Below are 13206 nucleotides of genomic sequence, written 5' to 3' on the forward strand. Positions count from 1 at the left end.
CTGACCTGCGGCGGAGCCTCCGTATGCCCGCCCCATGGTGACGGAGGATTAGGCCGCACGGGTTACGCATGGTTTCCGGATTTGCGGACAGATGCGCGGAGGGATGCCGTCCGGTTGGCCGCTCGTGTGCTGCGGACGCCGGACGGTCGCCTTAGTGTCGGATAACAGACCGTCACAAGACCGCACAGCCCAACACGAACTGCAGGAGCCTTCATGCCGGAGCTGTTCATCGGCGGCCAGTGGACCGCCGCCTCCGACCGGCAGGTGCGCGAGATCCGTTGTCCGGCGGACGGCAAGCTGGTCGCCACCGTCGACGAGGCGGGTCCCAAGGACGCCGCCGCTGCGGTGGGCGCCGCACGCGAGGCGTTCGACAACGGGCCCTGGCCCGGTACACCGGCCGCCCAGCGCGGCCGGCTGCTGCTGCGCGTCGCCGACCTGCTCGAGCGCGACAAGGCCGCCTTCGCCCGCGCCGAATCCCTGGACACCGGGAAACGGCTGGTCGAGAGCGAGTACGACATGGACGACATCGCCAACTGCTTCCGGTACTTCGGCAATCTGGCCGCCTCGGGCGGCACCGACCGGGTCATCGACACCGGTAACCCGGAGACGGACAGCAGGGTGGTGCACGAGCCGGTCGGCGTCTGTTCCCTGATCACCCCGTGGAACTACCCGCTGCTGCAGACCGCGTGGAAGGTGGCCCCCGCGCTCGCGGCCGGCAACACCTTCGTGCTCAAGCCCAGCGAGCTGACCCCGCACACCGCCATCCTCCTGATGGGGCTGCTCAAGGAGGCCGGGCTGCCCGACGGCGTCGCCAACCTGGTGCTCGGCGCCGGGGCCGTCGCCGGAGCGCCGCTCAGTACGGACGAGCGCGTCGACCTGGTGTCCTTCACCGGCGGGCTGGTCACCGGGCGGCACATCATGGCCGCCGCCGCGCCCACCGTGAAGAAGATCGCCCTGGAACTGGGCGGCAAGAACCCCAACATCGTCTTCGCCGACGCCGAGTTCGACACCGCGGTCGACTTCGCCCTGATGGCGGTGTTCCTGCACTCCGGGCAGGTCTGCTCGGCCGGCGCCAGACTGCTGGTACAGGACGAGCTGCACGACAGATTCGTGGACGAGCTGGTGCGACGGGCCCAGGAGATCCGGCTCGGCGGCCCCTTCGACAAGGACGCCCGCACCGGCCCGCTGATCTCCGCCGCGCACCGCGACAAGGTGGAGGCGTATGTCGCGGCCGGCCTGGCGGAAGGGGCGGTGCTCCGCTGCGGCGGTGCGCGGCCCGAGGACCCGGAGCTGGCCAACGGCTACTACTACCCGCCGACCGTGCTGGACGAGTGCACCCCGGGCATGTCCGTGGTCCGCGACGAATCGTTCGGCCCGGTGCTGACGGTCGAGCGGTTCCGCGACGAGGCCGAGGCGGTCGCGCTCGCCAACGACACCGTCTACGGACTGGCCGGAGCGGTCTGGACGCAGGACGGCGAACGTGCGCACCGGGTGGCCGCCCGACTGCGCGTCGGAACCGTATGGATCAACGACTTCCATCCCTATGTGCCACAGGCCGAATGGGGCGGTATGAAGCAGTCCGGCGTCGGCCGTGAACTGGGCCCGGCCGGACTGGCCGAGTACCAGGAGGCCAAGCACATCTGGCGCAACACCGCGGCGCGCCCGCAGCGGTGGTTCGAATGAGCGCCCCCGGCCCGGCCCCCGAGCCGGTGAGCGGCGAGATCGACAACGACGCGGCGCTCACCGAGCTCGGCTACAAGCCCGGACTCAAGCGCACGCTCGGCAACTTCCACACCTTCGCCGCCGGCATCAGCTACATCTCCATCCTGACCGGTACCTTCCAGCTGTTCTACTTCGGTGTCAGCTTCGGCGGGCCTGCCTACTGGTGGTCCTGGCCGATGGTCTTCATCGGACAGCTGATGGTGGCGCTGTGCTTCTGCGAACTCGCCGCGCGCTTCCCCGTCGCGGGCTCGGTCTACAACTGGGCCAAGCAGACCGGCGGCCCGCACATCGGCTGGTTGGCGGGGTGGATGATGACGGTCGCGACCGTGGTGTCGCTGGCCGCCGTGGCCCTCGCCTACCAGCTGACGCTCCCGCAGATCTCCAGCTGGTTCCAGATCATCGGCGACGGCACCGGAAAGTACGACGCGGCTGCCAACGCCGTGCTGCTGGGCACGATCCTGATCATCTTCACCACCGTGGTGAACGCCTTCGGAGTGAAGCTGATGGCCACCATCAACTCCACCGGGGTCTTCATCGAGCTGATCGCCGCGGTCGTCCTGGTGATCCTGCTCGCCGCACACATCACCCGCGGCCCGAGCGCCATCATGACGACCGAAGGCCTCGGGCAGGGGCAGACACTCGGCTACTTCGGCGCGTTCCTGACCGCCTCGCTCGCCTCGGCGTACGTGATGTACGGCTTCGATACCGCCTCCTCGCTCGGCGAGGAGTCGATCGACCCGGCAAGAAACGCTCCGCGGGCCATCCTGCGAGCCCTCATCGCCTCCTTCATCCTCGGCGGGCTGATCCTGCTCTTCGCGCTGCTGTCCACCCCTGATCTGCACGCGAAGGAGCTGTCCGTGGACGGGCTCCAGTACGTGGTGAAGGCCGTGCTCGGCGAGACGATGGGCCAGGCCGTGCTGTGGTGCGTGGTCATCGCCATCACCGTGTGCGCGCTGTCCGTGCAGACCGCGGGGCTGCGGCTGGCCTTCGCGATGGCCCGGGACAACAACCTGCCGGCCGGCCACAAGCTGGCCAAGCTCCACCACCGGTTCCAGACGCCGGTGCTGGCCACCTGCGTGATCGGGATCCTGGCGATCGCCATCCTGGTCGTCAACATCAACCAGCCGCAGATCTTCTCGGTGGTCACCAGCATCGCCATCATCATGATCTACGTCGCGTATCTGCTGGTCACCATGCCCATGCTGGTGCAGCGGCTGCGCAGGAAGTGGACACCGTCGACGGACCACTTCTCGCTCGGCCGGTGGGGCCTGCCGGTCAACATCCTGGCCGTGCTCTGGGGCACCGCGATGACCGTCAACCTGCTGTGGCCGCGCGCCGAGGTCTACAACGCCACCGGCCCCCAGCACTGGTACCTGCGGTGGGGCGGTGTCCTGTTCGTCGGAGCTGTCGCCCTCGGCGGCTTCGTCTACTACTGGTTCGTGCAGCGCAAGAAGACCGGCGTTCTCGCCGAACACGCCTTCGGAGCGGAGCCCGCACCGGTCCACGGCGGGCCCTGACACGGGCCGCACGACCGGACCGTGGGACCGCACCGTGAGCACGCACTGGGAAACGAGGAAGAACTGACATGGACGAGTTCGACTATGTTGTGGTCGGTGGCGGTACGGCAGGCGCCGTGGTGGCCGCCCGGCTGACCGAGGACCCGAGCGTCAGCGTCTGCGTCCTGGAGGCCGGACCTTCCGACGTCGGTGACGACAACATCCTGCGACTCGACAAGTGGATGGGGCTGCTGGAGTCCGGCTACGACTGGGACTACCCGGTGGAGCCGCAGGAGAACGGCAACAGCTTCATGCGCCACGCCCGCGCGAAGGTGCTGGGCGGCTGCTCCTCGCACAACTCCTGCATCGCCTTCTGGGCACCGGCGGAGGACCTCGACGAATGGGGCGCGCTGGGCTGCACCGGCTGGAGCGCCGCGGACTGCTTCCCGCTCTACCGGCGGCTGGAGACCAACGACGCGCCCGGCGACCACCACGGCCGCTCCGGCCCGGTCACCATCCGCAGCGTCCCGCCGAACGACCCGTGCGGCACGGCGCTGCTGGAGGCCTGTGCGGCGGCCGGTATCCCCACCACACCGTTCAACACCGGCACCACCGTGGTGCGCGGTGCGCACTGGTTCCAGATCAACGCCCGTGAGGACGGCACCCGGTCCTCCGCGTCGGTGTCCTATCTGCACCCGATCCTCGGCAAGCGGCCCAACCTCGAGGTGCGCACCGGCCTGCAGGCCAAGCGGCTGCTGTTCGACGCCGACAAGCGCTGCACGGGGGTGGAGTACCTGGCGCCCGACACCATCCACTCGCTGGAGGTCGGGGCGCGGCGCGAGGTGATCGTCGCCTGTGGGGCCATCGACTCGCCCAAGCTGCTGATGCTGTCGGGCATCGGTCCGGCCGGGCATCTCAAGGACTCCGGTGTGGACGTCCTCGCCGATTCCCCGGGAGTCGGCTCCCACCTCCAGGACCACCCGGAGGGCCTGGTCATGTGGGAGGCGAAGCAGCCCATGGTCGCCACGTCCACCCAGTGGTGGGAGATCGGCATCTTCACCGACACCCAGGAGGGCCTGGACCGGCCGGACCTGATGTTCCACTACGGGCAGGTGCCGTTCGACCTGAACACCTACCGCTACGGCTACCCGACCTCCGAGAACGCCTTCTGTCTCACCCCGAACGTCACCCGGGCCCGCTCGATGGGCACCGTCCGGCTGCGGACCCGCGATTTCCGGGACAAGCCGCGGGTCGACCCGCGGTACTTCACCGACGAGCACGACGTGCGGGTGATGACCCACGGGCTGCGTCTCGCGCGGGAGATCGTCGCGCAGTCCCCGATGGCCGACTGGGCCGGTGCGGAACTGGCCCCCGGTCCCGCGGCCAAGTCCGACGAGGAACTGCTGGACTACATCCGCAAGACCCACAACACGGTCTACCACCCGGCGGGCACCGTACGGATGGGCGCGGTCGACGACCCCGAGTCGCCGCTCGACCCGCAGCTGCGGGTGAAGGGTGTCACCGGGCTGCGGGTGGCGGACGCCTCGGTGATGCCGTTCCTGCCGGCGGTCAACCCGTGCATCACGACGATGATGATCGGCGAGAAGTGCGCCGACATGATCAAGTCATCCTGATCCCGGCAGTCGCCACCCCCCGGCACCTGTCGGCGCAGTCGTGTGACCGCGCTGTCAGGCGTCGGGGGAGGTGATCGCCCGCGCGGCGCTCACCTCCTGGCGGAGCGGGGCGAGGACCCCCTCCTCGTCCCCCGCCAGGTCGGCGCGGACCTCGACCAGCCGGTCCGAGCTCCGTACGCCGACCGCCAGTTCCCGCAGGTGGAACGCGACGGCTTCGACCTCGGCCGGCGCGGGGTCCGGTGCCCCGTGGTTGACGCGGACCCGGGCGGCGGTCGTCGCGTCGACGATCCGCTCGACGGCGACGACCAGCGGCCACCAGGCGGCGGCCCGGGTGCCGGTGGGCGGCGGTTCGGTCAGGGCGCGCTGGAACTCCGTGCGCACGGTGGACAGATCACGGTAGAGGCGGCGGCGCTGCCGGGTGCGTGAGGCATGGTCGGTGGCCGGTCCGAAGGCGGTCTCCACATAGTGCGCGGTGTCGTCGACGGCACTGGCGAGCCGGTCCCCGATACGGGTCTGCCAGCTCTCGGGCCACAGCAGATACCCCGCGATCAGCGCGATGCCGCACCCGATCAGGCTGTCGACGAGGCGCGGGACCACCAGGGCGAATCCCTGGTGGTTGAGAACGTCGGAGAGCAGCAGGATCACCGGGGTGATGGCCGCCGTCTGGTAGGCGTACCCCTTCGCCGACGCGGCCGGGATCAGCGCCGCGAGCACCACCATCACCGGCACGTCCCACCAGCCGCGCGGCACCTGGCTCAGCACGGCCGCCGCGGTGACCAGGCCCACCGCCGTACCGAGTGCGCGCAGCACGGCGCGGGAGAAGACCGAGCCGAAGTCGGGCTTGAGGACGAAGGTGACGGTGAGCGCGACCCAGTAGGAGCGGGGCACGGCGATCAGTGAGACCAGGCTCTGCGCGATGCCGATGCAGAGCGCGAGCCGCAGACCGTACCGCCAGGACCCCTCGGAGAGCAGCACATTGCGCGTCGCACGGCGGACCCGGATGCGCAGCGCGGCCGGGAGGCCCAGGCGGTCGTCGACGTTGTACGGGTTGGGACCCGTCTCGTACACGACGGTGGCCGCGTGACGGAGCGCGACGTCGACGGCCAGTTCGGAAGGCGCCTGTGCAGCACCTGCCGATGGGCGGTGGCCGGGTGACGGGCGGGCGGGTCCGTCCGCTTCGGGTGCCCCGAGGTCCGGCTTCCCCGTGGTGCCCGTCTCGACCGCGTCGGCCAGGTCCCGTACGGCAGCGGGGATTCCGGCGGGCAGTGGTGCGCCGTGCAGATGGGCGGCGGGCGCCGCCTCGACGAGCGGGATCAGCACGTTGAGCGCGGACAGCAGCCGTACGAACGGGCCGCTGCGACCGTGGGCGCGGGCGCGCCGGGCGAGGATCAGGTCGTACGACGTGTTGAGGGCCTGGGTGACCGCCTGCCGTTTGGCGTCGTAGGTGTCCTTGCCCGCCGCTTCGAGAAGATCGGCCACCGCGCGGTAGGCGGCGGCGACGGCGGCTCGCTCGGGTTCCTGTCTGCGGAACGGCCAGGCGAGCAGGGCGAGGAACAGGACGAACAGGCCGCCGCAGGCGAGCAGCAGCGGGGCCTTCCACCACGGCCCCGGCAACGGGAGCCCGGCCCCGATCACCGAGTTCAGCAGAAGCAGCAACCCCGAGACGGAGGCCACCGCGCCGATGGTCGACATCATCCCGGAGACGAGCGCGATCAGTGTGAGCGCGCCGACCGCGAACCAGCCGTGACCGAAGACGATGGTGCCGAGCATGACGCCGAGGGCGCCGAAGAGTTGTGGCACGGCGATGTTGAAGACCCGCATGCGATAGGCGTCGGCGGTGTCGCCGATGACCCCGGACAGGGCTCCCATCGACACCAGCGCCCCGTACGCCGGCTGTCCGGCGGCCAGACCCACGGCGAGCGGCGCCGCCATGGCGATGCCGGCGCGGCAGACGGCGGGCCAAGGGATGGGTGCGGTCTGCGGGGTGAGTGTCCTGACCAGCCAGGCGGGCGGGGCGAGGCGGCTTTGCATGGGGCCATTATCGGTGTCCGGGCGCGGCCGCAGATCCGGGGGCTGTCGGGGGCCCGGTCCGGCCCGGACCGTTTGCGGGATGCCGGGGGGAAGTCCGGCACCCCGCTCGGGTCAGTGACCACCAGCTCCCGGTGCGGCGGCCACCAGTGCGGACCACTCGCGGTCGTGCTGGCCGGGCACTATGCGCCCGGCCTGGTGCCACTGCAGGGCGAGCGCGGCAAAGATCGGAGGCCCGTTCACACGAAGAACCGATTCTTCGGCCGTGCTGTCGCCTGTCCTCCGCCGCCGGCCGGTAGGAACCCCGGCCTCCTGGATCGCTGTCACGCCCCGACCAACGACCTCGTACCGGACAGGCAATCCCCCTCGGCCGCCCTTCACCCCACCGAGTGCACGACGCGCCGTGTGCATGACGCACCGGCACGCCCCTCGTACGGGTGATCGAGTTCCGGGCCGGCTCAGCCGCTGTTCGGCCGCGGCGGGCCGGTGCGGCCGACGGCGTGCAGCGAACCGAGGAGGGCGAGGGAGTCGGCGTTCGCACTGCCCGGCTCGGCGGTGCCGACCAGCAGATGCTGTCCGGGCGCCCTCTGGACGTCGAAGCTCTGGTACGTCAGCTCGATCCGGCCGACGTCCGGATGGTTGAAGACCTTGCTCTTGCTGCCCAGGCGCCGACGTTGTGGTGGTGCCCCAGCGCGGCGAACTCCTCGCTGTCGGCGAGGAGCTCATCGACGACGGCGGCGATCGCGGGTCGTTCCGGTCGTATCCCGCGGCCAGCCGCAGGGCATCGACGGCGTTCCTCGCGACGGTCTGCCAGTCGGCGAAGAGTTCGCGGGCGGCAGGATCGTGGGAGAGCGAGCGGATCATGTCACGAGGTCGGTCAGCGGGGAGAGCAGAGCGTCGGCCAGCGCGTTCGCCGGCCATCATGAGCTGGACGTGACCAGCCTGGAGAGCATGCGATCGTTCGTCCGGGCCGCGCACGAGCAGCACGGTCGGGTCGACGTGCTGGTCAACAACGCGGGCGTCATCCCGCTGTCGACCCTCGGCGCCCTGAAGGTCGACGAGTGGAACCGCATGATCGACGGAACTCGGCACCTTCTCCAACCTCTGGACCGTGACCTTCGACCAGCGCGGGAAACGCAGCATGTTCCGCATGTGGAACAACGAAGTCTGAGAGGGCGCGGCGTACAGTCGGCTCGGCGGTGCCGTGCTCGCCGGAATCCGGTGCCGCGAACGCTTCTGCCCTGACGACGCCGGTGCGAGGACCTCGATGAGAAAAGTCGTTCTGATGATGTCGGTCTCCCTTGACGGCTACTTCGAGGGGCCGAACCGCGAGATCGACTGGCATCAGGTCGACGAGGAGCTGCACCGCGACCTCAACGACCGGCTCAGGGTGATGGGCGCCTTCCTGAGCGGCCGGGTCACCTATCAGCTGATGGCCGAGTTCTGGCCGACCGCGGACCAGGACCCCGCGGCCGGCGAGACCATGGTGGACTTCGCCGGGATCTGGCGGGACATGCCGAAGATCGTGTACTCCCGGACCCTGGAGCGGGCGGACTGGAACACCACGATCGTGCGGGAGGTCGTCGCCGACGACATCCGGGCACTCAAGGCGCAGCCCGGCGGAGACCTGGTTGTGGGCGGGGCCGATCTCGCGGAGACGTTCCTGAAGCTGGATCTGGTCGACGAGTACCGCATCTACGTCCATCCGGTCCTCATCGGCAAGGGCAACCCCCTGTTCCGGGACTCGGACACAATGCGGAGTCTCCGGCTCGTGGAGACCCAGGCCTTCGGCAACGGAGTCGTCCTGCTGCGCTACGAGCGGGCCTGACGCGGCGCGTTGTCCGAGCGCCCGGGCGGAGGGACCGCCGGTCGCTCCGTACGATCCGGGGGTCCCTCGGCCCCTGCTCGCGGTGTCCGATCCTGACGCCTGATCAGGCGACGCGGCTGATGCGGCGGACCGCGAGATACAGCAGCAGGGCGGCCAGCGCGACGAAGCCGATGTCGGCCGGCACCGAGGGGTTGTCGCGCGGGTCCTGGCCGAAGACGCGTACCTGTCCCGAATCCGAGGGCCGTCCGCTGACGCTGCTCACGGCGACCAAGCGCCCGGAGATCAGCGAGGCCGAGGTGCTGGCCGGGCTGCTGGGCGGCCGGACCCACTGATCTGCGGGTGGCCCAGGATCTGCTGGAAATCGTCCGAAGGGCCGGAAGGCGGCGTATGCGGGAGGAGGGGTCGGGTGTAGCGTGTGCTTACACGTGTAACTCAGGGGGTCGCGGGCCGGCCCGGGGCAGGAGAATCATGAAGCTCAACGTCCATGAACGCGGTGACGGCGACAAGGTCGCGCTGCTGATCCACGGCGGCATGTCGGACTACCGCACCTGGCACGCCGTGGAGGACGACCTGATCGCCCGCGGCTACCGCGTCATCGCTCCTGACCTGCGCGGACACGGCCTCAGCCCGCGGGGCGAGTACCAGCCCGAGCTGCTGGCCGACGACCTGGTGGAGAACCTGCCGACCGGCGCGGACGTCGCCATCGGCCACTCGCTCGGCGGTCTGTCCCTCGCCCTCGCCGCCGACCGGCTGCGGCCGGCCCGCGCGGTCTACTCGGACCCGGGCTTCCGGCTGGAGAACATGCCGCCGAACGCGTCGGCGTTCATGCTGGCCATGGTCGCGAACGCGACCGGCGACAGCGTGCGCACGATGAATCCGCGCTGGTCGGACGCCGACGTCGCGGCCGAGCTGGCGGGCTTCGCCCTCTTCGACCGTGACTTCTTCGCGCTCACCGAGAAGGGCACCGCCCTCGGATACCTGCCCGCGAGCGCCGTCGTGCCGTCGCTGGTGCAGCTGGCCGATCCCAGCTTGTGCATCAGTCCGGAGACCGCCGAGGAACTGCTGGCCAACGGGTTCGAGATCCGTACGGTCAAGGGTGCCGGGCACTGCATCCACCGTGACGACTTCGCCGGCTTCATGGCGTCGCTCGACGGCTGGATCTGACCGCGACCGGGGACCGTCGATCGGGTGGTGAACGGGTCGGGGAGCGGTTCCGGCCCGTTCACCACCGCGTCCCGACCCGGCTCGGGCGCCGCTTCCTGTCCCTGTTCCGGCTCCGGTCTCAGTGCACGGAGAGACCGCCGTCGACGAAGATCGACTGCCCGGTGACGTAGGCGGAGGCGCGGCTCGCCAGGAACACCGCGGCGCCCGCGAAGTCCTCGGCCAGGCCGTTGCGCCCCACCATCGTGCGGGCAGCCAGCGCCGCGACCTTCTCGGGGTCCGACGACAGCCGTTCGTTGAGCGGCGTCATCACGAACCCCGGCACGAGCGTGTTGCACGTGACGCCGAACGGCGACCACGCCTCGGCCTGCGACCGGGCCAGCGACTCCAGCGCCCCCTTGGAGACGCCGTAGGCGCCGCTCTGGACGAACGCCCGGTGGGCCTGCTGCGAGGTGATGTGGATGATCCGCCCGAAGCCCCGCTCGGCCATCCCGGGACCGAACCGCTGTCCCAGCAGGAAGGGAGCCTTGAGGTTCACCGCCATCGTGGTGTCCCACACCGCGTCGTCCAGCTCGCTCATCGGCGGCCGCAGGTTGATCCCGGCGCAGTTGACGAGGATGTCGGGCTCCCCGAAGACCGCGGCTGCCTCGTCGGCCGCCGTGCGGACTCCGTCGCCGGTACTCAGGTCCGCGCTCACCCAGGCCGCCCGGCAGTCGTCGGCAGCCAGCTCACCGACCGTGTCCGCCAGCTCCTTCTCCCGGCGCGCCACGATCACGACGCTCGCCCCCGCGCGGGCCAGTGCCCCGGTGATGGCCCGGCCGATGCCGGAACTCCCGCCGGTCACCACGGCGACGCGGCCGTCCAGCGAGAAGAGGTCGGAGAGATATCCCTGCGCGATCATCCCAGCACCCTAGAGGGCGCACCCGCCCGGATGACGCCCGGGGCGGTTTCGATCGGGCGCGGTGAAGTCCGGTGAGGGTGTGGGGGTAGGCCTCTAGGGTGTGAGGCATGACGGGGAAGTGTCAGATCTGCGGAGCGCCGATCGAGGCCGGTGAGCGGTCCGGAAGGGCCGCGGTGTACTGCTCCCAGGCGTGCCGGCAGCGCGCCTACCGGGAGCGGCGGCAGCCGGCCGGGGTCCCGGCCGGGGAGCTGGTCACGGATATCGGGGACCGGGTGCGGCGGCTGCGGCTGGCTCCCGCACTCGCGTTCCACGCCGACGTCGAGTCGCTCTCGGCCCGCTTCGCACAGCTCCGGCGGCTGGCCCGCCAGGCGCGCGAGGAGTTCTCGACACCGGCACCGGCAACACCGGCACCGGCAACACCGGCACCGACGACACCGGCAACACCGGCAACACCGGCACCGACGACACCGGCACCGACAACATCGGCACCGGCAACACCGGCGACTTCCGCCGCGGCCGCGGAAAACGTCACACCCGGCCGCGTGACGATTCTCGACGAGGAGGGCTTCGCCGCGCTCACCGAGGAGCACCGGCGGGAGCTGCGGGTGCACTGCTACCGCCTGCTCGGTTCGTACGACGAGGCGGAGGACCTCACCCAGGAGGCGTTCCTGCGGGCCTGGCGGGCCCGCGAGACGCTCGCCGACGTGGGCAATCCACGGGCCTGGCTCTACCGGATCGCCACCAACGCCTGTCTGGACTTCCTGCGCAAGCACAACCGGCGCCCGACCACGTACGAGCCCGTGCCGGGCATGGACTCCGGTGACGGGCCTCCGCCGCCGCGACTGCCGTGGCTCCAGCCGTTCCCCGACGATCAGTTGCCCGAGACACCCGCACCCCAGCACGAGCCGGACGAGCAGGCGGTGGCGAGCGAGACCCTGGAGCTGGTCTTCCTGACCGCGATCCAGCAGCTTCCGCCACGGCAGCGGGCGGCCGTGATCCTGCGTGACGTCGCCGGCTGGTCCGCCCAGGAGACCGCCGACCTGCTGGGCGGCAGCCTGGCCTCGGCGAACAGCGCCGTCCAGCGGGGCAGGTCCGCGCTGCGCGAGGCGCTGCCGGGGCGGCGCGAGGACTGGACGGCGGCGGAGCCGACCGCCGAGGACATGGCGCTGCTGCAGGGCTACATGGAGGCCGCCGCCCGCTGCGACATCGATGCGATGACCGAGCTGGTGCGCGCGGACGCGGTGCTCACCATGCCCCCGAACCCCTTCTGGTTCACCAACCGCGAGGCGCTCTTCGCGTTCGTCCGGCCGAACCTGGATCCGGCGTCGCCGATGTTCGCCGGGTACTGGAGGCACCTGCCCGTGCACGCCAACGGCCAGCTCGCGGTCGCCGGCTATCTGCAGCGGCCCGGCACCAGCGTCTTCCGGGCCCAGCTGATCGACGTCCTGCGGGTGGAGGAGGGGCGGATCGCCGAGATCACCACGTTCGAGCCGCACCTGTTCACCGCGTTCGGGCTGCCGATGACCCTCTGACAAGACGGCGGGGGATGAGACGGCGACCGATGAGGCAGCGACCGATGAGTTTCCGCGTCGGGTACGTCGTACGGGGTGACGGGCGCACGGAGCGCCCCTGATCGAGGGAATGAGAACCATGCTGAAGAACAAGGTCGCGGTCGTTTACGGGGGAGCCGGCTCGCTGGGCTCGGGAGTTGCCAAGGCATACGCGGAGGCCGGCGCGCGGGTGTTCATCGTCGGCCGTACCGAGGCGACGCTGAAGAAGGCCGCCGCCGAGGTCGGCGCCGAGTACGACGTGCTCGACGCCCGTGACGAACTGGCCGTCGAGGCTCACGCGGCCTCGGTCGTCGAGCGGGCCGGCCGGCTGGACATCTCCGTCAACCTCGTGCCCAGGGGAGACTTCCAGGGCGTGCCGCTCATGGACATGACGCTCGAGGACTACACCCGACCGGTTGTGCAGGGCATCGCGTGCCAGTTCATCACGGCGCGGGCGGCCGCCCGCCGAATGGTGCCGCAGGGCTCGGGCGTGATCCTGTCGCTGAACAGCGGTTCGGCCAACGGCAGCCCGATGATGGGCGGCACCGCCGCTGCCGACGGCGCGCTGGACGCGCTGATCCGCCAGTTCGCCCAGGAGATCGGTCCGTCCGGAGTCCGTGTCTGCGGGATCTGGACCGCCGGTGTCGCTGACAGCCTGACGCCGGAGAAGCTCGCCGCAGCGGGCGCGACCGGTATGGACGAGGCCGCCGTGCAGGGGCTGGTCGGACATCTGGACAGCATGCGGATGACGAAGCGCTCGCCGCGGATCGCGGACATCGCCGCGCTGGCGACGTTCCTCGCCTCCGACGCCGGGATCTCCATCACCGGCACCTGGGTCAACGCCACCGCCGGAATGTTCCCCAGCTGACCTGCTCCGACGGCCTCC

10 protein-coding genes and 3 pseudogenes are annotated in these 13206 nt (G+C 70.6%); 8 read left to right on the plus strand and 5 right to left on the minus strand.

Annotated elements, in window-relative coordinates; genetic code table 11:
• The first annotated feature begins 213 nt into the window (after positions 1–213).
• From G3I60_RS00530 to G3I60_RS00540, 3 genes are all read left to right on the plus strand, one after another.
• On the plus strand, positions 214–1683 hold the full coding sequence (locus G3I60_RS00530; protein ID WP_138351406.1) for an aldehyde dehydrogenase family protein: 1470 nt from the start codon (positions 214–216) through the stop codon (positions 1681–1683).
• Positions 1680–3239, plus strand: coding sequence for an APC family permease (locus G3I60_RS00535; RefSeq protein ID WP_164292675.1), 1560 nt, complete (start codon positions 1680–1682; stop codon positions 3237–3239). The genes G3I60_RS00530 and G3I60_RS00535 overlap by 4 nt, the downstream gene beginning before the upstream one ends.
• 68 nt (positions 3240–3307) lie before the next feature.
• Complete coding sequence (locus G3I60_RS00540) at positions 3308–4852, plus strand: GMC family oxidoreductase (protein ID WP_164292674.1); 1545 nt, start codon at positions 3308–3310, stop codon at positions 4850–4852.
• 54 nt (positions 4853–4906) lie between these two features.
• Here G3I60_RS00540 and G3I60_RS00545 read toward each other — a convergent pair whose 3' ends face one another.
• From G3I60_RS00545 to G3I60_RS46660, 3 genes and pseudogenes are all read right to left on the minus strand, one after another.
• The gene (locus tag G3I60_RS00545) at positions 4907–6883 is read right to left on the minus strand and encodes an FUSC family protein (RefSeq protein ID WP_164292673.1); all 1977 of its coding nucleotides are present in this window, start codon (positions 6881–6883) and stop codon (positions 4907–4909) included.
• Positions 6884–7338: 455 nt separating this feature from the next.
• Positions 7339–7566: pseudogene (locus tag G3I60_RS46205) on the minus strand (hypothetical protein); the annotation flags it as partial.
• 115 nt (positions 7567–7681) lie between these two features.
• Positions 7682–7804: pseudogene (locus tag G3I60_RS46660) on the minus strand (hypothetical protein); the annotation flags it as partial.
• A 3-nt stretch (positions 7805–7807) separates the two neighbouring features.
• Here G3I60_RS46660 and G3I60_RS46215 point away from each other — a divergent pair.
• Both G3I60_RS46215 and G3I60_RS00560 read left to right on the plus strand, forming a co-directional pair.
• Positions 7808–7960 (plus strand): annotated as a pseudogene (locus tag G3I60_RS46215) (SDR family NAD(P)-dependent oxidoreductase); the annotation flags it as partial.
• A 187-nt stretch (positions 7961–8147) separates the two neighbouring features.
• Entirely contained in the window at positions 8148–8708 is a 561-nt protein-coding gene (locus G3I60_RS00560) for a dihydrofolate reductase family protein (RefSeq protein ID WP_164292672.1), read from the plus strand.
• Positions 8709–8811: 103 nt separating this feature from the next.
• Here the strand turns inward: G3I60_RS00560 and G3I60_RS00565 are convergent, their stop codons facing one another.
• Positions 8812–8970, minus strand: a complete 159-nt coding sequence (locus tag G3I60_RS00565) for a hypothetical protein (protein ID WP_164292671.1) — start codon at positions 8968–8970, stop codon at positions 8812–8814.
• A gap of 206 nt (positions 8971–9176) precedes the next feature.
• Between G3I60_RS00565 and G3I60_RS00570 the strand changes: the two genes are divergently transcribed.
• Positions 9177–9872 carry an alpha/beta fold hydrolase gene (locus G3I60_RS00570; RefSeq protein ID WP_164292670.1) on the plus strand — a complete coding sequence of 232 codons (696 nt, stop codon included), beginning with the start codon at positions 9177–9179 and terminating at the stop codon, positions 9870–9872.
• Positions 9873–9990: 118 nt separating this feature from the next.
• Here the strand turns inward: G3I60_RS00570 and G3I60_RS00575 are convergent, their stop codons facing one another.
• Positions 9991–10770 (minus strand): SDR family NAD(P)-dependent oxidoreductase, encoded by a 780-nt coding sequence (locus tag G3I60_RS00575; RefSeq protein WP_164292669.1) that lies wholly within the window; start codon positions 10768–10770, stop codon positions 9991–9993.
• A gap of 107 nt (positions 10771–10877) precedes the next feature.
• Between G3I60_RS00575 and G3I60_RS00580 the strand changes: the two genes are divergently transcribed.
• Both G3I60_RS00580 and G3I60_RS00585 read left to right on the plus strand, forming a co-directional pair.
• Positions 10878–12302: an RNA polymerase subunit sigma-70 gene (locus G3I60_RS00580; protein WP_164292668.1), complete on the plus strand. Its 1425-nt coding sequence runs from the start codon at positions 10878–10880 to the stop codon at positions 12300–12302.
• Between the two features lie 118 nt (positions 12303–12420).
• Positions 12421–13188: an SDR family NAD(P)-dependent oxidoreductase gene (locus G3I60_RS00585; RefSeq protein WP_198357877.1), complete on the plus strand. Its 768-nt coding sequence runs from the start codon at positions 12421–12423 to the stop codon at positions 13186–13188.
• Positions 13189–13206: the final 18 nt, after the last annotated feature.

It is taken from the genome of Streptomyces sp. SID13666, from assembly GCF_010548325.1.
Classification (GTDB): domain Bacteria; phylum Actinomycetota; class Actinomycetes; order Streptomycetales; family Streptomycetaceae; genus Actinacidiphila; species Actinacidiphila fildesensis.